Genomic DNA, 19275 nt, shown 5'->3' on the forward strand with positions numbered 1-19275 from the left:
TCTGAACATGCGCGGGCCGGTGGTCAACGCGGCATCCCGTGGGCGGGCGCCATGGTGGGGTAGACCGGGGCAGGGTGCGCCGGGGTGGCGGGACGGGTGAGGGCGGCCAGCACCTGATCCGGGTGGATGTGTTCGGAGGCGATCTCGGTGAGCTGCACGCGCGCCGAAGCCGCGGCCGATTCCAGTTGCGCCAGTGTGGTTTCAGCGACGGCGAGGCGGCCGTCGGTGCGCATGACGGCATCGGTGTGACCGCGTGCGGCCAGGGCCGTGGCGAGGGCGATCTGGCTGGAGGACTTCACCAGGATGCGATCGGGATGGCTGCGGCGCAGGCGCGCCGGGCTGCCCTGGTAGACGATCTTGCCGTGGTCCATGACGATCAGCTCGTCGGCGACCGGAATGGCCGCGCTGAGGGTGCGCGAGGTCAGCAGGACCGTGCCGCCGCGCCGGGCGTGGCCGTGCAGATACTCATTGAGCCAGGCGGTTTCGGCGGCGTCCAGCCCGGCCGCCGGATCGTCGAGGAGCAGCAGTGGCGGATTGCCGAGCAGGGCGGCCGCCAGCGCCAAACGGGTTTGCGCGCCGGGGGATTGGGTGGCGATGCGCTCACCGGCCGCCTGATCCAGGCGCACCAGCGTCAGCAATTCGTCGACGCGGGCGTCGGAAACCCCTGCGGCAGCGGCGTATACGCGAAGCTGACCGCGCACCGTGCGCGCCGGGTGCAGGCCGCGCGGGGACAGCACGGCCCCGATCGCCTGCCGCCCCGCCCGCACGCCGGACCCGGGCCCGCCCACACTGGCCGACCCGGAAGTCGGTTTCAGCTGGCCGAGCAGCATGCGCAGCACCGTGGTCTTGCCCGCGCCCATCGGCCCCACCAGGGCGGCGACCGTGCCCGCGGGCACCACGAAACTCACATTCGCCACCGCGGTGACGGTTTCGAAACTCTTGCTCAGTCCCGCGGCGGCGAAGGCGAGCGGCCGGGCCTGGCTCACTGCTGGGTGGCCTGGGGCTTGGGCGCTTCCACGGCGGTCAGCGGGTCGGCGTCGATGACGAGGGGCTGCGGCCAGAACTTGGGCGGCGCGCCGAAAGCCTGGCGGGCGTTGTCGATCGTCCGATGGCCCAGCGCGCGGTTGCCGAAACCGCCGATGGCGGCGCCGATCCCGGCGGGCAGCACCTTGCCGAACATGAGCGCGCTGCGCTTGGCGATGAACTGCATGAGGAACTTCTTCATGAGGTTGTCGTTCATGGAGTTGATGCCCGGAATCTTGCCGGCCAGCAGCGTGCCCCAGTTCTTGGCCGAGGCGCCGACGCTCTTCTGCACGATCTCCATGCCGCTCTCGCCCATGACCACCGCCAGCACCAGGGCCCGGCGGCGCTCCTTGTCCTCGGGCGCGACCCCGTGCACGGCCGCCACGGCGAGGGTGAACACGGCGGACGCTTCCAGGAAGAACGCGGTCTCGGCGCTCATGGCGGCCACCGACGCGATGGTTCCCACGCCCGGCACCGCGGCGGTGGCGCCGACCGCGGTCCCGCTGCCGGTGACGGCGGTGAGATAGAGCTTCTCGATGCGCGCGATGATCTGCGCGGGCGACTCGCCCGGATGCGAGTCCCGCAGCTTCTTCACGTATTTCGCGACCGCGGGCGCCTGCATCTGCGACCCGTTCTCGAGCAGCGAAACGACAGTCTTCTCGAGCCCGGTCTTGAACATCGACAACACCCCATTCTCCGTGCGGTCCTCCGACCGAAACTCTATGGCACCGGCACAACGATTCGCGACGGATGCCGGTTCCTGCGCACCCCGAGCCCTCCGCGTGTCCTGTCCGCCGCGCGCAGAGCCGGTGCTCCCTCCCTGAGTAACCGCCGGGCGCACGGGTAACCATGGCTGCCGGCGTGTGGTCCGGCGGCGCGGAGATCGGAATCGGCATACCGTGGACGGGTGGCGGGTGTGTCCGAAGGCGCGAGCGGGTCACCGGATCCGCGGCTGCGGGAGTATGTCCTCGGGTACGAGGGCTATCTGCTGCGCGGGTTCGAACCGGGCACGCACGTGGGCATGCCGGGCACCGCGCTGACGGTGATCGTGACCATCGACGAGCCGGTGGACGTGCCGGTGTCCTCGCATCCGGAGCAGGCGGGCGCCAAGTGGGACATGCTGGCCAGCGGGCTGACCGTCCGTCCGGCCGTGATCGCGCACCACGGTTTCCAGCACGGCATTCAGCTGGCGCTGACCCCGAAGGGTTGCCGCGCGCTGTTCGGCATCCCGGCCGCGGCCCTGGGTTCCTGGATCGTGGATCTGCGCGAGGTGCTCGGCGCGCGGGCGGGCGAGCTGTGGGAGCGCCTGGCCACCGCCCCCGATTGGCCGGAACGCTTCGCCGTCTTCGACGAGATCCTGCTGCGGCAGGTGCGCCCGGTGCCGTGGGACCCGGAACTGGCCCGCGCCTGGGAACTGCTGACCGCACCGGACCCGGCGGTGCGGGTGGCCGCCGTCGCCGACGAGATCGGCTGGAGCCGAAGACATCTCGGCAATCGATTCGCCGCCGAGTTCGGCATCACCCCCAAGGACGCCGCCCGGATCACCCGCTTCGAGCGCTCGCACGGCCTGCTGCGCCTGCCGCAGGCCCCGAGCCTCGCCGAGGTCGCCATCGCGACCGGGTATTACGACCAGGCCCATATGGCCCGGGAATGGCGCGAACTGGCCGGTATGCCGCCCTCGGTCTGGCGGGAACGCGAGGAGTTCCCATTCGTCCAAGACCAACCGGCCCCCGCCCCGGCACCGTAGATCCCATGACAGAGACAACTTCGGTACGGACCGCGGCCATCGTCTGGCCGACTTTCGTCTATCGCGACGCCGTCGCCGCGATCGCCTTCCTGGAGCAGGCTTTCGGCTTCGTCACCACCGCCCGGCACGGCGACGACGCCGGCCATGTCCACCACGCCGAACTGGCCTGGCCGGGCGGCGGCGGCATCATGCTCGGCACCGCCAACCCTGAGGGCGCGCTGGCCTGCGCGGTCCCCGGGGCGGGCTCGGCCTACATCGTCACCGACGAGGTGGACGCCCTCTACGAACGCGCGCTGGCCGCCGGCGCGACCGTCACCCGCGAACTGCGCGACGAAACCGATTACGAGTCACGCGGTTTCACCTGCCGCGACCCCGAGGGCGTCTACTGGAGTTTCGGCACTTATCGCGGCGAGGGGCGCTGATCAGGGCTGATGCCCCGCCGGTACCCGTTCGGCGGGTACCGGCGGCGGGGGCGGCGTGCCCTTGCCGAACGGGTTGCCGCCCAGCGCTTCCCGTCCGTGCGGGGTGAGCCAGTTGCCCAGATCGGGGCCCTTCGGCACGATCCGCGTCGGGTTTATGTCGGTGTGCACGATGTAGTAGTGCTCTTTGATCTGCTGGAAGTCGATGGTGTCGCCGAACCCGGGGGTCTGGTACAGGTCGCGCACGTAATCCCACAGCACCGGCATCTCGGTCAGCTTCTGCCGATTGGTCTTGAAATGCCCGTGATACACCGGATCGAACCGCACCAGCGTGGTGAACAGTCGCACATCGGCCTCGGTGATGGTGTCGCCCACCAGGTAGCGCTGACCCGCCAGCCGTTCGCTCAACCAGTCCAGCGCCGTGAACAGCCGGTCGTAAGCGGCGTCGTAGGCCGCCTGATCACCGGCGAACCCGCACCGGTACACGCCATTGTTGACCTCGGTGTACACCCGCCGGTTCACCGAATCGATCTCGGCCCGTAGATCTTCCGGGTACAGCTGGGGCGCGCCCTCGCGATGGAACTCGCTCCACTCGGTGGAGAAGTCCAGCGTCATCTGCGCGTAGTCATTGGTGACGACCTGACCGGTCGGCACGTCGACAATGGCGGGCACGGTGATCCCGCGCGGGTAGTCCGGATACCGCTTGAAGTACGCGTCGGCCAGGAAATGAATCCCCAGCACCGGATCCACCTCGCCCGGATCCAGATCGAAAGTCCAGCTGCGCTTGTCGTGCGTCGGCCCGCACAAGCCCAGCGACAGCACCGATTCCAGCCCCAGCAGCCGCCGCACGATGAGCGTCCGGTTGGCCCACGGGCAGGCGCGCGCCGCGACCAGGCGGTAGCGTCCGGGTTCGACCGGATACCCGTCGCGCCCGTCCGCGGTGATCCGCGTGGTGATGTAGTTCGTGTCCCGCTTGAACTCGCCCGGCTCGACGTAGGTGCCCGGCTCCGACTTTGACGTGGTCACTCGCCCAGTCTTGCAGACGGCCGCCGCGGGGTCCGGTGGTGCGCGCGGTCCGCGAGGCCACCCTTCCCCTAATTTGGGACACCGCCTACATTATGTCTCATGACTGATTCGAAGCCCACTCGCCTGGAACGCATCGTCACCGCCGGTGGTGCGGAGGCCGCCGTGCTGACCGTCGACCATCAGCCGCTGAACCTCTACGACAAGGCGCTGCTGGAGTCGATCGCCTCCGATCTCGCCGAGCTGGCCGCGAATCCGCCCCGCGCGCTGCTCTACCGCACCGAGGGCAAGCTGGTCTCCGGCGGCGTCGACGTGCACGTCTTCGACGGTCTCACCCCGGACGAGGGCGCACAGCTGTGGCAGGACCTGTTCGCGCGCATCATCCACCCCATCGAGGCGCTGCCCTGCCCGGTCATCTTCGCCGCGCATGCGCTGACCCTGACCGCCGCCTTCGAGGTCGCCCTGGCCTGCGACATCATCCTGGCCGCGCCCAAGGCCAAGTTCGGTCTGGTGGAGACCGTGGTCGGCCTGACCCCGTCCATGGGCGGCCCGCAGCGCCTGGCCGAGCGCGCGGGTTCCGGGCGCGCCCGCGAATTCGTCATGACCGCCGATCTCTACGACGCCGCCACCATGGCCGAATGGGGTGTGGTGAACGCGGTGCACGAGGATGTCGACGCCGCGGCCCGCGCGCTGCTGGACAAGCTCGCCAACGGCCCGACCAAGGCGCACGCCGCGACCAAGGAGATCATCGGCGCCTGGCGTTCCGGCGGTGTGGCGCACGCGGATTCGGTGACCCCGGAGGTATCCGGGCAACTGTTCGGCACCGAAGACTTGAAGGGGGCCGTGCGCAGCTTCCTGGACGTCGGTCCCGGAAAGGCCACGTACACAGGAAAATAGCGGCTCTCCACCCGCAATTGCGCTTCCGCCCCGCGGCGGCGCAACCACCGGGCAGCCGGGGAGCGACCCCTGCGGGGCATGCGGAAACACGCCGCCGCGCGAACCTTTCGCGACACGCTGAGCATCGGGTTTCCCGGCGAACGGTGCGGGGAAGTCCGGTTTCACCGGGCGGAGGTGTGTTTCCGGGGTGTGAAAGCGTGACATCGGTTTGCCGACAATCCGCCCACGAGTGTGATGTGCATCATATAGTCACAGATGCCTGGCAGGGCTCGAGGCACTCGGAGGGACGAGGATGTCGCAGTTACTGGTGGAGTATCCGCACACGCGAAATGCCTGGTGCGACAACCCGCTTGCGCGCGGCGCGGACGGTGTCCTGCGCTACGGCAATCTGACCCCCGCGCTCACCGAGCTATTGGATATCCAGGTGCACACCTTCGCAGCGCGCGAAGCCGTGGTGGAGATCGGCGGACCCCGGCTCACCTACCGCGAACTCTGGTACTCGGCCTCGCGCATCGCGGGCGGTCTGCAGGAGCACGGCATCGGCTACGGCGATCGGGTGGCCGTGCGCATGCCGGTCGGCGCGCGATGGGTGCAGGCGTTCCTGGGCGCGCTGCTCTCGGGCGCGGTGCCGGTGCTGGTGCCCGACGGGTTGCCGGACTCGGTGGCGCGGCAGGTGATTCGCGATTCCTGCGCCGACTTCGTGCTGGACGGCGGCGGGCGCGCGGAGGGGTACACGGCGGCGCTGCCCGACGGCGCGGCGTTCATCGACGACGGCGCGTCGCTGGGTGAGCTGGCGCTGCTCTGCTACACCAGCCCCGGCATGGAACCGGGTCCGCGCGGGGTGGAACTGACCAACGAGAACCTGCTCTCGGCCATTCGCTCGGTGGTGGGCGCGCTCGATCTGCCCACCGAGGGACTGCGCAACCTGGTGCTGGCCCCGCTGGCGCACGCGAGCGGTTGCGTGGACCAGCTGCTGCCGACCTTCGCGGTGGGCGGCACCGTGGTGCTCAGCCCGGATCCGGCGGCCGTGCCGGAAACCCTTGTGGCCGAACGCATCGACATGGTGTCGGCGACGCCGCGCATCTTCGCCGGCCTGCTGCCGGGCCTGGCCGGGCTGCGGCTGGAAGGGGTGCGGCAGGTGTGCAGCGCGGGCCATCGCGCCGAACTCGCCGCCGCCGACCCGGCCGTGTCCGAGTCGGTGTCCACCACGCTGCGCGAGGTCTTCCCCGAGGCCCGTCAGTGGTCGGTCTGGGGCGCGACCGAGACCAGCGGGATCGGCCTGGCCCGTGACGACGGGGCGTGTCCGCGGGACGGGCTCGGATTCGCTTTCGGCGGTACCGAATTGGCGCTGTGGGGCCCGCGGGCCGCGACCGGGCAGGGTGAATTGCTCTGTCGTGGCCCGAATGTGGCCCCGCGCTACTGGAACGACCCGCAGACCACCGAGTCGCGTTTCACCGGCTCCTGGTTCCACACCGGCAATCAGGTGAGCATCGATGCGGACGGCTTGGTTCGGCGCGCCGCAGCGGAGTGAGGTGTCAGCCGACCAGCCGGGCCCGCAGCGCGTCCCGCAGTTCCGGCGTGATGCCGACCTCGCTCAGGTAGCCGCCCACGTCGCCGTACATGTCCAGCATCGACTTGGTGGCCGTCTCCAGGTACTCCGGCTTCACGCCGAGCAGATCGTCGGACAGCTCCTCGTCCAGCGCGGAGGTCATGAACGAGCGCAGGGTCGGCACCGCGTCATTGCTGAGCAGGTAGTCGGCGTAGACGTCCTCCTCGGTGACGTCGACCGCGCGCAGCAGGGTGGCGATGGACCAGCCGGTGCGATCCTTGCCCGCCGCGCAGTGCACCAGCGCGGTGCCGGTCAGCACCGAATCGGCCAGCTTCTTGATGGCCAGGTGCGCTTCGGGCATGGCCGGGAACTCGCGGTACACCTCGAGCATGTGCATGGACGCGGTGACGCTGCGCCGGGCCTCGTGCGGCGGGGTCTCGCCCATCCGCGAATCGAACGGCGTGACGTGCAGGTTCACGCCCTCGGGCAGGGCGTCGTGGCCGATGAAGTCGATCTCCTTGTACCCGCGCAGGTCGTGCACGTCGGTGACGCCGAGGCCGAGCAGGGTGGCCTGACCGGGTGCGTCGAGCCGGCTGAGCTGGGCGGAACGCAGGAGCACTCCCTCCCGGACCGTGTTCCCGCCGGTGGTGCGGGCTCCGCCCACATCGCGGAAGTTGAAGGTGCCGGAGATGAGGAATTGGTCGGGGCGCGCAGAAGTCACCGGCTCAGGCTAACCGTGAGCGTGTGGTCCAGGGTGAACCAAGCCCGGTAGATGGGGTGAATTGTGCGGTTCGCGAGGATCGAATTGGGCTCGGCGCGGGGCGAATCCTGTGGGTTCCGGCACAGTCGCTATCTATGTGCTTACCCACATCCGTAAAATACCGCTTGGTCCCAATGTTGGGTTTACCGGGCGATTCGAGAATTCGGGCGATTCCCATTCGATCGCGAGCCTGTTCCGATTAGGTAACGAAACAATCCTCAGGTACGAAAACGGCTATCAAAGCTGGTCGCGATGCCAGAAAACGACGTAGCATCGATACTCGTGAACGGGTACGCCGGGTCCTGCCCCAGGGGATCAGTGCCGATCTGCAACCCGTTGAGCGAGCCGCGCAGCAGAGGTGCGCGAGTTCTTTCAAAGGGAGTCGTCGTTGAACGCTAGTGGAGAAATGATCCAGGTCGGACTTCGTCCGGCCATGATCGAGGCAATCGAGAAGACCGCCGCGTCTCTCGACTTCACCGGTAACCGTGCCTTGCGAATACTGCTGCATGCCGGACTGAGCACGCTGTGGCCGATCCTGAAGTCCACCCCGGACAAGCAGATCCGCGCCTACGAGCACACCCTGGCCATGCTGCGGCGGCGCTGGGAGAACCAGGATCAGTCGGTCTGCGTACCCGATCCGGTGGCCACCGCGGCCTTCAAGGAACTCGACGCCGAGGTGTCCTCGCTGCTCGGGTTGTGCGCCCAGCGGTCCGGGACCCAGTGGCTGGAGCCGGCCGACGCGCTGGCCGCCTACCTGGTGGCGGTGATCCAGGGCATGGTGCTGCGCTGGCTGGCCGACTGCGACGACGAGACCTCGCTGGTCGTGCTGGACGATCTGGTGTCCTACCTATCCACCAAGGCGATCGACGCCTGACTTCCGCTGCCGTACCCGAGCCGACCCGGGCCTTCGGGTTCGCTCACAACTAATGCTGGACGAGTGACCAAGTTCGTGATCGAATGAACTGGTGACCGAATCGTCGCCGATCGCCGGACTGCACGCGGCCACCGCCGAGCTCGACCCGCCGCTCGCGGCCGTCGACCTGACCGCCCTGCGCGCCAATGCCACCGATCTGGTGCGCCGTGCGCGCGGAGTGCCGGTGCGGGTGGCCAGTAAATCCGTGCGCTGCCGCGCGGTGCTCGAAGAAGTGCTGGGCCCCAAGCTCACCGCGGACGGCGGGTTCGCGGGCATCATGGGTTACTCACTCGCCGAAGCGATCTGGCTGGCGGGGGAGGGGGCTCGCGACATTCTGCTGGGCTATCCCACCGCCGACCGGGCGTCGCTGGCGCGGCTCGCCGCCGATCCGGTGCTGCGGGACGCCATCACCCTCATGATCGACGATGTCGATCAGCTGGAACTCATCCGCGCCGCGCTCGGCACCGACAAGGTGTCGCCCCGGGTGTGCATCGACGTGGACGCGTCGCTGCGCATCGGGCCGCTGCACCTGGGGGTGCGGCGCTCGCCGATCCGGACGCCGGAGCAGGCCGCGCGGCTGGCCGCCGAGGCGCGGCGGCGCGGGTTCGACGTGGTCGGCGTGATGACCTACGAGGCGCAGATCGCCGGGCTGCCGGACACCAATCTCGCTGTGCGCCTGGTGAAGAAGGCGTCCGGGGCGGAGATTCTGCGGCGGCGGCGCGCGGTGCTGGACGCGGTGCGCAGTGAGGCCGGGGAGCTGGAGATCGTCAATTCCGGCGGGACCGGATCCATCGAGTTCAGTATCTCGGATCCGGACGTCACCGAGGTGACCGCCGGGTCCGGGCTCTACCTGCCCACCCTGTTCGACGGGTATCGCACCGTAACCCCGCGTCCGGCAATGTATTTCGCCATGCCGGTATTGCGCCGCCCCGCGCCCGGCATCGCCACCGTCTTCTCCGGCGGTTACATCGCCTCCGGTCCGGCCGGGGCGTCTCGGGTGCCGAAGCCGGTGTGGCCCAAGGGTTTGCGGCTCATCGGCACCGAAGGCGCGGGCGAGGTGCAGACCCCGCTCACCCATGCCGACGGCCTGCATATCGGCGACCGCGTGTGGTTCCGGCATGCCAAAGCCGGTGAGCTGTGCGAGCGTTTCACCCAGGTCCACCTGGTCGACGGCGACGGGTCTCGCACCACGGTGCCCACCTATCGCGGCGAAGGGCAGTGCTTCGGCTAGACGCCCGTCATCCCGGCACGCTTTCAGCCGGGATCCACACGGTTCGGTCAGACCCGGTCGAGCTGCAATACCGCGGCGAGATCCGACAGTTCGGTGGCCGTCGTCGGCAGATACTCGGTGAGCAGCGGCGAGCGCACGATGATCGCCGCCCACATGGCGCGTGAGATGGCGCTGGTCAGCCAATGCCGGGACAGCAGCTTCCCGACCCCGTGCGGGGCGTCCTTGGGCGCGGAGGTGGTCATGGAGACCAGCACCACCGCGGCCTCCCGCCCCTGGAAATGATCGGCCGTGCCCACCAGCACATCCTCGATCCGGGCCCGTGACAACAGGGTTCGGATTCGCGCCACCTGCGCGTGATACGGCGCGACCACCAGAATGTCGTGCGGATGCAGCCGCCGCGTCACCGCGCCGGTATGCCAGGACAGCCCCAGCAGCGTGCGCACCTGCCGCACGATTTCCCGTGCCTCCTCGGCGGATTCGGTGCTGTTGCCGTGATGCTCGACCGGCACCGTCCGCACGCCCGGGGTGATGCCTTCGAGTTCCCTTGCCAGGGTGACGGTTTCGTTCGACCGCAGCCGGTTGTCGTAGCGCAGCCGCGACACCGGTCCGCTCATGCGCGGATGCATGCGCCAGGTGCGGTCCAGGAAGTAGCCGTACGCGGCGGGCAGGGTGCGATGCGCGCCGACGACCCGGCCCAGCACGGATTCGGCGATCGGCTCGGCGTGCGCGCCCAGGCTCGCCGCCGGTGCGGGATCGCCCACCAGCAGCAGGTTCCGGGCGCTGATCCCCACCGCGACCGCATCGGCCAGCGGGAACTTGCCGGCGTCCGCGATCACCAGCAGATCGAGGTTGTCGCGCGGGATATGGCTGGCGTCGGTGAAATCGCCCGGCAGGCCGCCGACCACGCAGCCGTTCACGGCATTGTCGAGGAACCGCTCGTACCGATCGGCTTCGATGGGCAGCCATTCCGGCGCGACCGCCTGCGCGTCGGCCTTGGCGACCAGCTCGGGCAGCACGCCCACCTGCACCACGGCATCGAGGACGTGCTCGACCACCTGGTGTGAGCGGGCCACCACGCCGACCCGCCATTTGTAGCGGGTGACGAGGCGTTCCACCACGCGCGCGGTGGTGTCGGTCTTGCCGGTGCCGGGCGGACCCTGCACGGCCACATAGGAATTCGCGAGATCGAGCACGGCGGCGGTGACGGCGGCGGCGTGATCGCCGAACACCTCCGGGAGCGCGGCGCCGGTGCGCAGGCGGGGCGGGCGCCGGCTCAGCAGGTCGAAGACGGCGGTCTCCGGGACGTTCGGCAAGGTAATCAGCAGCTGGTGCGCGGTGTCCTCGAGCGCGGCCTCCAGCTGTTCGTCGCGGCCGGGCGGGCACGGGGCGATGGCGGTGGGTAGTTCGTCGTACGGTTCGCAGCCGTCCGGCAGCAGCTCCACCACGCGCACCACGTCTTCGAAGTTGGTGTCGAGGGAGCAGCCGAGGACGGTGGCGTTGGCGGTGGCGCGCCGGCCCGGTTCGGCGGTCATGCCCGGTGCGGGACGGTCGTAGAGGGTGAGCACCGGGGTTCCGGGCGGTGGCGCGTTGCCGGTGCCCAGCCGGCCGGTCAGCGTCAGATATCTGCGCATGAGCCGGGTTCCGGTGCTGTGCCATTTGGTGTCGACGGTGCCCCAGTCGGCGATGAGCACGCCCGGGGTGTCCGCCCATTCCTCGATGGGATGGTCCAGCCGGTCCTCGTGCGCCCAGCGCAGCGGCTGCCGCTCGCGCCGGTGATAGCCCAGTGCCGCCGCCGTGAACGCGGCCGCCACCTGCGCGGCATCGTGATCGCGGGCGGAGTCGGCGAATTCGCGCAGCGCGGCTTCGAGTTCGTCCGGGCCGGTCTGGGCGTAGTCGTACAGCCAGCGCCGCGCCGGGGTCACCTCGTGCTCGCGCGCCAGCTGCAGCAGCCAATCGCGCAGGCGCAGTACGGCTTCCGGTTCGTCGCCGCCGGCTTCCCGGTTCGGGGGCAGTGCCATCAAGGCGTAGGAGCGCTCACCGACGATCAGGGCCGAGCGCACGATCGGATACAGATCCACCAGTGCGGGCAGCAGTTCGGCGACCGTGTCCTCGCCGTCCGGATCCTGTTCGCCCTGTGTGCTCAGCACCGGGCGCAGTCCGCCGCGGTAGTGGTGGATCCGCATGTGCGGGAATTCCCGCTGCCAGCCCGCCAGGAAATCCAGCAATGGGATGCCGGTCCCGTCTCGCAGGTAAACCCCTTGCGCCCCTGCGGGTTCCGCCGATTCCCGGCCCGGCCCGCCCGGCAGTGCGAAGGTGAAGCGCAGGTGCATGGCGTCGTCGGGGTCGTGATCCTCCGCCGTGTCCGCGCCCGGCGCCGCCGCGTTGGTCAGCAGCGTGATCACATCGGGTGTGGCCGAACTGGCGAACAGATCCCCCGCGTTCGGCCGGGGCAGCGCCGCCAGGGCCGCCGCGTCGATCAACGTATGCGCCGGTTGCCCGGTCTCCTCGCGCAGGATCTGCAATTCGGCCTGCCGCCGCAACGGCGTGAACGCCGGACCCGGAATCCCGGTGACCGTGGCATCGGCCGCCGCCAGCCGCTCCACCGTGGTGATCCCCGCGTCCCGCAACTGCGCCCGCGTCGCCGGCCGCATCCCCGCGACCAGCAGCAGATCCCGCCGCGCCTCCAGCTCCGCGGTACAGGCGTCACAGCGCCCGCAGGCCAGGAACCGCCGATCCCCCCACTGCACCGGCAGCAGTTCCCCGAGCTTCGCCTCCACGATCGATTCCAGCCGCTGCCGCCGCGCCCGGTAGACCACCGAGATATCCGCCAGCGAGTGCACCACCGCCACCCCGTCCACCCAGATCCGCGCATGCGAAGCGGCCCGTAACCCGTTCCGCTGCAACGCATCCACACATCCGGCCGCCGCCAGCAGCGCCGCGATCTCCCCCCGCCGCCGCGTCACGCCCCCCGCCACATAGTCGTACGCCTCCGGCGCACTGTCCCGCAGCAGAAAGTCGCTGTGCGCCGCGAACGCCCCATCGAGCACCACGGCCCCCGCCACCGCCTCCACCCCCGCCGCCAGCGCGCCCAACGTCGCCGCATGCGCATCCCGCAGCGCCGCAAGCATTTTCGAAGCATCCCCGACGGCACGCACCCCCACCCGCACCACACCGTTCCCATGCCGATCCCGCAACTCCGCCAAAAGCTGTTCCGCCGCAGATAGTTCCGCCCCGCCCACCCGCTCCCGCGCGCCGGCCCCACCACCGGACCGCCGGACCGCCACCCCCACCGCCTGCTCACCGAGTAGAGACCGCGTCGCGGCACCCGAATCGCCGAGCGGCGACGGTGACATGGCGGCTGTGTCCCCGAGTGGCGATGGCGCCGCGGCCGCCGGGCCGCCGAGCGGTGCCGGTGTCACGGCAGCCGGGTCGCTGAGCGGTGACAGCGCGATGGCGTTCGACTCCGGGTGCGCGTCAGCGCCGCTCGAGCTTCGCTCGACCGGTGGCACCAGGCCCAGTTCGGCGTCGAGCGCGCGCAACAGCGCGAACTCACAACGCGCCGCCGACACCAGGTCTCCGGTGCTGCACACGACACGATCACCGAACAGAATCAATCGCGCCCCTCCTGTGTCTACTGCGCCGACACCCCGCCCCGGCCGCCGCGTCACTGCGTACCGAGTCGCGAACAGCGTAATGACTGCCACCCCCACCCCGCGCCCCCAGGTAGCCCCAACCCCACGCCCCGCCGCCCCCCCGCACAGCCGCACGTCAACACCACTTTTCCGGGCGATGTTGCGGGACAACGCGACTCACGCCCCACCTCCCGCACCCCCACCCGCTCCCCGCCCCCGCGAACCAGCAAACCCAGCCACCCAATTCGGCGTGTCGCCCTCCTCACCGCCCCGCCGACCTTGCCGAACCCGAGGCCTCTGCACCCACCGCCCTTGTCACCAAGAACACCTCCGTGCGCCCGCCGTCGGCGCCGACGCAGTCCTGGTCCGGCGTCGGGGCAGCGGGGCGTCAGGTGAGGTGGTTTTGTCACAATCGCGGGATGCCTTATTTCGAGAGTGGCCGTGGGCGGCTGCATTACCGCCGGTGGCCGGTCGCGGGGGCGGGGGCGGTGGTGGCGTTGTTGCCGGGGAGCGGGCAGCACAGTGGGCATTACCACCGGTTCGCGAAGGGGCTGGGGGAGGCGGGGGTGGAGTTGTGGGCTTTGGATACGGCTGGGCAGGGGTTGAGTGAGGGGGAGGGGGAGCGGCCGGGGACTTTGCGTGAATTGTGTGGTGATGCAGCGGGGTTCGTGGCTGAGGTGAGGGAGGGCGCACGGGGGCCGGTGGTTTTGATGGGGCATTCGCTGGGAGCGGCTACGGCGTTGGGGGCGTTGGATTCGGGGCTGGTCGGGGTGCCCGCGGGGCTGGTGGTTTGCGGGACGCCGCAGACGATCTTGCGGGGGGAGCCGCCGAAGTCGGCGCGCGGGGCGGGGGCGGGTGCGGGGTGGACGGGGGCGGCGCCGCGGCTGCCGGAGGGGTTGCCGGTGCTGGCGGTGCACGGGGTGGATGATCGGCGGACGCCGATCGATCCGGTGCGGGAGTGGGCGCGGACGGTCGGGGCGGAGTTCCGGGAGTATGCGGATGCGGGGCACGATCTGTTGCACGAGCCGGTGCAGGGGGAGGTCACGGCGGATATCGCGGGGTGGATCGGGCGGATGATCTCGAACCGTTAGGGGTGGCAAGGGGTTACGGTGGGGCGTGCCACTTTACGAGTTCGAAGGCAAGCGGCCGACCGTGGATCCGACGGCGTTCATCGCGCCCACCGCGACCCTGATCGGTGATGTGCGGGTGGAGGCGGGGGCCTCGGTCTGGTACGGGGCGGTGCTGCGCGCCGACCTTGCGCCGATCATCCTTCGCGAGCGGGCGAATGTGCAGGACAACGCGGTTATTCATGTGCCGCAGGATGTGACCGTGGAGATCGGGGCGGGGTCGACGATCGCGCATTCGGTGGTGTTCCACGGCGCCACCCTGGGCGCCGAGTCGATCGTCGGGAACGGGTCCACGGTCCTGGACATGGCGAAGATCGGCAGCGGCACCATGATCGCCGCGCACTCCCTGGTCCCGCCGGGCGCGGAGATTCCGGACGGGGTGCTGGCCGCGGGGTCGCCCGCGCAGGTGAAGAAGCCGCTCGCGGGTACGCCCGCGGAGATGTGGGTGAAAATCAACCCGAACTTCTACGCCGAGCTGGCACAGCGACATCTGAAGGGCATCACCGAGATTCGCTGACCGCGCGTCAGGCCGGATGCAGCAGCGCCACCACTTCGGCATCGCCGAGCTGATGGAAATCCCGATACGCCGCGCCCACTCCGCCGAGGAAGCGCGGCACCAGCGGGCATACCACCGTGTCGGCGAGCGCCCGAATCCGTTGCAGCGCTTCGGCGGACGACACCGGCACCCCCACGATCACCTGCCGCGGCTCGTGCAGCCGCGCGATCTCGCAGGCGACCGCCACGGTGGCCCCGGTCGCCATCCCGTCGTCCACGATCAGCACATTCCGGTCTTTCAAGGGAATCGGCGGTTCGGCCCGCAGGATCCGCCGCCGCCGCTCCAGCTCGGCCCGCTCCTGCTGCTCGACGGCCGCGATCTGCTCCTCGGTGACCCTGGTCTGCCGCACCACGTCATCGTTGAGCACCCGCACCCCGTCCTCGCCGATCGCCCCCATCGCGAGTTCCGGCTGCCACGGCACCCCGAGCTTGCGCACCAGCAGCACATCGACCTCCCCGCCGATGACCTCCCGCACCGCGACCGCCACCGGTACCCCGCCCCGGGGCAGCCCGAGCACCAGCGGGTCCGCCGCCCGCAGGTCCAGGAGTACCGCACCCAGCGCGCGCCCGGCAGCCCCCCGATCCGGATAGATCATCACCCCCGATTTTAGTTCCGCCCGGGACTCCCGGGCGGAACTCGGCGGCGGCCGCTACTCCCCGCGAATGCTGAAACGCCGCAGCGACAGGCTGGGATTGGTGGTGCGGACCTCGCCGAGGTGGGCGAGATCCAGGTGCGCGGTGGCGATGCCCGGGGCTTCGCCCAGTTCGGCCAGCACGGTCCCGGTGGGGGAGATGATCAGGGAAGCGCCCGACCCGAGCGGCGACGCCTGGTTGGCCGCCGCGACGTAAATCGTGTTCTCGATGGCCCGCGCCCGCAGCAGCGTCGTCCACTGATCGACCTTGCCGGGCCCGGGAATCCACTGCGCCGGCAGCAGCAGCACATGCGCGCCCGCCGCCGCGACCCGGCGAATGCCTTCCGGGAAGCGCAGATCGAAACAGGTCTGCATGCCGAACACCACGCCGTCCACGGTGAACAGCTGCGGCGCGTCCAGCGGCCCGGGCAGCAGGAATTCGGACTCCCGCGCCCCGAAAGCGTCGTAGAGATGCACTTTTCGATAGATCGCGGCGAATTCGGCATCGGGCGAGGCGGCGACCAGCGTGTTGTAGATGCGCCCCGCGGGCGCGTCCCCGCCGGGCGCCTCGGCGACGCCCGCCACCACGTGCACCCCGAATTCGGCTGCGATGCCGCGCAATCCGCTGACGAACGGCCCGGTGAGCGGTTCGGCGATCTCCACCACCCGCGGGTCCAGGCGTTTGGTGGCGAACATGGCGTACTCGGGGGCCACCACCACCTTCGCTCCGAGTTCGCTCGCCGCCTTCACCTCCTGGCGCAATGCGGTGAGATTGGCCACGGTGTCGTCGCCGGGCGCGAATTGCAGGACGGCGATGTCGATCGCGCCGGCGGGGGTTTCGGCGGTGGGTCCGGCGGGCGTCGCGGCGGGCTCGGGGACCAGCGTCGCCATCGCTCCCGAGCTGCCCGCTTCGGTGGCCGCGACGGCGCCTGTCACGTAGTTTCGGACGGGAACGGGTTCGCTGTGCACCTCCCCAGAAGCAGACCGAACGGCCGGTGTGGACGGGGGCGCGGGCGGGTTGTCCGGATGCACGACATCCAGCGTATTGGCCCGATGGTCGGGCCGACTACTAGCAGGCAGTAAACTCCTGGTCAATGAGTACCTCACCGGCCGACAGCGAACCCAGCCACGACGAGAGGGACGCGACCGGCCCGTCCTTCGCCGATCTCGGGATCGATGACCGCATCCTGCGGGCCATCGCCGATGTCGGCTACGAATCGCCGTCGCCTATCCAGGCCGCGACGATTCCGCCGCTGCTCGAGGGCGCGGACGTGGTGGGCCTCGCGCAGACCGGCACCGGTAAGACCGCCGCGTTCGCGATTCCGATCCTGCAGCACCTGGACACCTCCGGGAAGGCGCCCAAGGCGCTGGTGCTGGCCCCCACCCGCGAGCTCGCCATCCAGGTCGCGGAGGCGTTCGGCCGGTACGCCGTGCACATGCCCGGCCTGCACGTGCTGCCCATCTACGGCGGCCAGAACTACGCGGTCCAGCTCAATGGTCTGCGGCGTGGCGCCCAGGTGGTGGTCGGCACCCCGGGCCGCGTCATCGATCACCTCGAGCGCGGCACCCTCGACCTCACCCAGCTCCAGTTCCTGGTGCTCGACGAGGCCGACGAGATGCTCAAGATGGGCTTCCAGGACGACGTCGAACGCATTCTGCGCGACACCCCGGACGAGAAGCAGGTGGCGCTGTTCTCGGCGACCATGCCGCCCGCGATCCGCAAGATCTCCAAGCAGTACCTGAAGGATCCGGTCGAGATCACGGTCAAGACCAAGACCACCACCAACACCAACATCACGCAGCGCTGGGTGCCGGTGTCGTATCAGCGCAAGCTGGACGCGCTGACCCGTATCCTCGAGGTCGAGCCCTTCGAGGCGATGATCATCTTCGTGCGCACCAAGCAGGCCACCGAGGAGCTGGCCGAAAAGCTGCGCGCGCGTGGGTATTCCGCGGCCGCCATCAACGGCGATATCGCGCAGGCGCAGCGTGAGCGCACCATCGGGCAGCTGAAGTCGGGCGTGCTCGACATCCTGGTCGCCACCGACGTCGCGGCGCGCGGTCTGGACGTGGAGCGCATCTCGCACGTCGTGAACTACGACATCCCGCACGACACCGAGTCCTACGTGCACCGCATCGGCCGCACCGGCCGCGCGGGCCGCAATGGCGACGCGCTGTTGTTCGTGGCCCCGCGCGAGCGCCGCCTGCTCGATGCCATCGAGCGCGCGACCCGTCAGCCGCTGACCGAGATGCAGCTGCCGTCGGTCGAGGACGTGAACGCGCAGCGCGTGCAGAAGTTCGGCGACACCATCACCGAGAACCTGGCCAATGACAATCTGGCCCTGTTCCGCAAGCTGATCGAGGACTACGAGCAGGAGCACAACATCCCGCTCGTGGATATCGCGGCCGCGCTCGCGGTCGGGTCCTACGACGGCGCGAACTTCTTCATGGAGCCCGATCCGGAGCCTGCCCCGCGCGAGCGTCGCGAGCGCACCCCGCGTGCGTTCGACGAGCGTGGCCCGCGTGAGCGCCGCGAGCCGGGTCCGTCGCGGCATCGCCAGTCCGGCGCGGAGCTGGTCACCTACCGCATCTCGGTGGGCAAGCGGCACAAGGTGGCGCCCGGCGCCATCGTCGGCGCGATCGCCAACGAGGGCGGCCTGCGCCGCAGCGACTTCGGCCACATCAGCATCCGGCCCGATCACTCGCTGGTCGAGCTGCCCGCCGATCTGTCGTCGGAGACGCTGAACGCGTTGAGCCGCACCCGGATCAGCGGTCAGCTGATCCAGCTGCAGCTGGACCAGGGCCCGCCGGGAATGCGCTCCATGAGCCGCGCCCCGCGCCGCGAGGGCAAGCGCCCGGAGCCGCGCCGCAAGCCGCGCTTCTAGCAACGAGAAGGGGTGTGGGGACCGAGTCCCCACACCCCTTTTTCGTGTCCCGGGATCGGTCAGTTGGCCGATCCGGTGCTTGTGCCGCCCGATCCGGTGGAGGTGCCGCCCGAGCCGGAATCGGCCGAGCCGGAAGAGGTTTGACCCTGCGCCGGATCCTTCGGCAGTTCGGCCACGGTGAACAGGCCGACGGTGGGCAGCACCAGGCAGCGGGCGGCCGGGTAGTCGATGGACCCCCACAGCGAGGCCACGATGGTGCCCGCCCCGGAATCGACCGTCTTGGTCAGCGCCGGCAGGTTGTATTCGGTCATATCGTCGAGCGCGTTGATCCCACTGCGCCCGTTGGCCACATTGAGCCACATCACGCTCAGGCCGGAGGCCAGCGGCATACCCGAATGCACCGGGGCCGCCTGGAAGCGGAGCGTCCCGGGCGGGGTGTTCAACCCGTTGTCGGGACCGTCGGTGCCGGAGATGGCGGACGCCGCGGTCATGGTGAACGGGAGATTGCTGCCGCAGCCGATGGTCGGCGCCTGGTAACTGAACGGCGCGAACGAAACCGGAACCGCCCCCGCGACATTGGTGAGCTTGACCGCGGACAGCAGCTTGGCGGTCTTGGCGGTGGCTTCGAGCGCCGTCTTGGCGTCGGCATTGTCGCCCGCCGCGGTGGTGAGATCGGCGATGGCCCGCTCGACGGGGGTGGGCTGCGGTTCGGCGGCGGCGGTGTGCGCGCCGAGGACGATCGCGCTGGCGGCCAGGGCGACGGTGGTCGCGGCGCGCTGGGTCAAGGTCCTACGGTTCACTCGTACTGCTCCTGCGAACTCGGATACCGGTTTTCGGGCAACCTACCAGGAGGCTTGGCCGCTCGAGCGGTCGAGCCGTCCGGTC

At 69.9% G+C, this 19275-nt stretch carries 17 protein-coding genes; 9 read left to right on the forward strand and 8 right to left on the reverse strand.

Annotated features, from left to right (window positions below):
• Positions 1-23: 23 nt before the first annotated feature.
• Positions 24-986: an ATP-binding cassette domain-containing protein gene (locus NY1_RS29045; RefSeq protein ID WP_067720194.1), complete on the reverse strand. Its 963-nt coding sequence runs from the start codon at positions 984-986 to the stop codon at positions 24-26.
• Entirely contained in the window at positions 983-1702 is a 720-nt protein-coding gene (locus NY1_RS29050; RefSeq protein ID WP_067720196.1) for a hypothetical protein, read from the reverse strand. The genes NY1_RS29045 and NY1_RS29050 overlap by 4 nt, the downstream gene beginning before the upstream one ends.
• Positions 1703-1930: 228 nt before the next feature.
• Between NY1_RS29050 and NY1_RS29055 the strand changes: the two genes are divergently transcribed.
• Both NY1_RS29055 and NY1_RS29060 read left to right on the forward strand, forming a co-directional pair.
• The gene (locus NY1_RS29055; RefSeq protein WP_067720198.1) at positions 1931-2770 is read left to right on the forward strand and encodes a helix-turn-helix domain-containing protein; all 840 of its coding nucleotides are present in this window, start codon (positions 1931-1933) and stop codon (positions 2768-2770) included.
• A 5-nt stretch (positions 2771-2775) separates the two neighbouring features.
• Complete coding sequence (locus NY1_RS29060) at positions 2776-3192, forward strand: VOC family protein (protein WP_067720200.1); 417 nt, start codon at positions 2776-2778, stop codon at positions 3190-3192.
• Here the strand turns inward: NY1_RS29060 and NY1_RS29065 are convergent, their stop codons facing one another.
• Positions 3193-4215 (reverse strand): glutathione S-transferase family protein, encoded by a 1023-nt coding sequence (locus NY1_RS29065; protein WP_067720202.1) that lies wholly within the window; start codon positions 4213-4215, stop codon positions 3193-3195.
• A 99-nt stretch (positions 4216-4314) separates the two neighbouring features.
• Between NY1_RS29065 and NY1_RS29070 the strand changes: the two genes are divergently transcribed.
• Together NY1_RS29070 and NY1_RS29075 are read left to right on the forward strand one after the other, a co-directional pair.
• Entirely contained in the window at positions 4315-5109 is a 795-nt protein-coding gene (locus NY1_RS29070) for an enoyl-CoA hydratase/isomerase family protein (protein ID WP_067720204.1), read from the forward strand.
• A 292-nt stretch (positions 5110-5401) separates the two neighbouring features.
• On the forward strand, positions 5402-6640 hold the full coding sequence (locus NY1_RS29075) for a class I adenylate-forming enzyme family protein (protein ID WP_067720206.1): 1239 nt from the start codon (positions 5402-5404) through the stop codon (positions 6638-6640).
• A gap of 4 nt (positions 6641-6644) precedes the next feature.
• Here NY1_RS29075 and NY1_RS29080 read toward each other — a convergent pair whose 3' ends face one another.
• Positions 6645-7379 carry a tyrosine-protein phosphatase gene (locus NY1_RS29080; RefSeq protein ID WP_067720209.1) on the reverse strand — a complete coding sequence of 245 codons (735 nt, stop codon included), beginning with the start codon at positions 7377-7379 and terminating at the stop codon, positions 6645-6647.
• A 427-nt stretch (positions 7380-7806) separates the two neighbouring features.
• On the opposite strand from NY1_RS29080, the gene NY1_RS29085 reads away from it, so the two are divergent.
• A complete protein-coding gene (locus NY1_RS29085) occupies positions 7807-8292 on the forward strand; it encodes a TetR family transcriptional regulator (RefSeq protein WP_233033098.1) in 486 nt (161 codons plus the stop codon).
• Between the two features lie 91 nt (positions 8293-8383).
• Complete coding sequence (locus NY1_RS29090) at positions 8384-9562, forward strand: amino acid deaminase/aldolase (protein WP_067720213.1); 1179 nt, start codon at positions 8384-8386, stop codon at positions 9560-9562.
• A 47-nt stretch (positions 9563-9609) separates the two neighbouring features.
• Here the strand turns inward: NY1_RS29090 and NY1_RS29095 are convergent, their stop codons facing one another.
• Positions 9610-13152 carry a bifunctional RecB family nuclease/DEAD/DEAH box helicase gene (locus tag NY1_RS29095; RefSeq protein WP_233434542.1) on the reverse strand — a complete coding sequence of 1181 codons (3543 nt, stop codon included), beginning with the start codon at positions 13150-13152 and terminating at the stop codon, positions 9610-9612.
• A 461-nt stretch (positions 13153-13613) separates the two neighbouring features.
• On the opposite strand from NY1_RS29095, the gene NY1_RS29100 reads away from it, so the two are divergent.
• Positions 13614-14285 (forward strand): alpha/beta hydrolase, encoded by a 672-nt coding sequence (locus NY1_RS29100; RefSeq protein ID WP_067720217.1) that lies wholly within the window; start codon positions 13614-13616, stop codon positions 14283-14285.
• 25 nt (positions 14286-14310) lie between these two features.
• Complete coding sequence (locus NY1_RS29105) at positions 14311-14838, forward strand: gamma carbonic anhydrase family protein (protein ID WP_067720219.1); 528 nt, start codon at positions 14311-14313, stop codon at positions 14836-14838.
• A 7-nt stretch (positions 14839-14845) separates the two neighbouring features.
• Here NY1_RS29105 and NY1_RS29110 read toward each other — a convergent pair whose 3' ends face one another.
• Together NY1_RS29110 and NY1_RS29115 are read right to left on the reverse strand one after the other, a co-directional pair.
• Complete coding sequence (locus NY1_RS29110; protein WP_067720221.1) at positions 14846-15472, reverse strand: phosphoribosyltransferase; 627 nt, start codon at positions 15470-15472, stop codon at positions 14846-14848.
• Between the two features lie 54 nt (positions 15473-15526).
• Positions 15527-16444, reverse strand: a complete 918-nt coding sequence (locus tag NY1_RS29115) for a carbon-nitrogen hydrolase family protein (RefSeq protein ID WP_233434543.1) — start codon at positions 16442-16444, stop codon at positions 15527-15529.
• 158 nt (positions 16445-16602) lie between these two features.
• On the opposite strand from NY1_RS29115, the gene NY1_RS29120 reads away from it, so the two are divergent.
• Complete coding sequence (locus tag NY1_RS29120) at positions 16603-18390, forward strand: DEAD/DEAH box helicase (RefSeq protein ID WP_067720223.1); 1788 nt, start codon at positions 16603-16605, stop codon at positions 18388-18390.
• Between the two features lie 59 nt (positions 18391-18449).
• Here NY1_RS29120 and NY1_RS29125 read toward each other — a convergent pair whose 3' ends face one another.
• The gene (locus NY1_RS29125; protein ID WP_157762533.1) at positions 18450-19190 is read right to left on the reverse strand and encodes a hypothetical protein; all 741 of its coding nucleotides are present in this window, start codon (positions 19188-19190) and stop codon (positions 18450-18452) included.
• Positions 19191-19275 lie beyond the last annotated feature (85 nt).

This window comes from Nocardia yamanashiensis NBRC 100130 (genome assembly GCF_001613325.1).
In the GTDB taxonomy this organism is placed as follows: Bacteria; Actinomycetota; Actinomycetes; order Mycobacteriales; family Mycobacteriaceae; genus Nocardia; species Nocardia yamanashiensis.

What these genes read in the sequence shown, in the direction of transcription:
- NY1_RS29110 (WP_067720221.1), bottom strand. Translation starts at nt 15,472, where the DNA reads ATGATCTATCCGGATCGGGGGGCTGCCGGGCGCGCGCTGGGTGCGGTA.
- NY1_RS29050 (WP_067720196.1), bottom strand. Translation starts at nt 1,702, where the DNA reads ATGTTCAAGACCGGGCTCGAGAAGACTGTCGTTTCGCTGCTCGAGAAC.
- NY1_RS29060 (WP_067720200.1), top strand. Translation starts at nt 2,776, where the DNA reads ATGACAGAGACAACTTCGGTACGGACCGCGGCCATCGTCTGGCCGACT.
- NY1_RS29070 (WP_067720204.1), top strand. Translation starts at nt 4,315, where the DNA reads ATGACTGATTCGAAGCCCACTCGCCTGGAACGCATCGTCACCGCCGGT.
- NY1_RS29100 (WP_067720217.1), top strand. Translation starts at nt 13,614, where the DNA reads ATGCCTTATTTCGAGAGTGGCCGTGGGCGGCTGCATTACCGCCGGTGG.
- NY1_RS29120 (WP_067720223.1), top strand. Translation starts at nt 16,603, where the DNA reads ATGAGTACCTCACCGGCCGACAGCGAACCCAGCCACGACGAGAGGGAC.
- NY1_RS29075 (WP_067720206.1), top strand. Translation starts at nt 5,402, where the DNA reads ATGTCGCAGTTACTGGTGGAGTATCCGCACACGCGAAATGCCTGGTGC.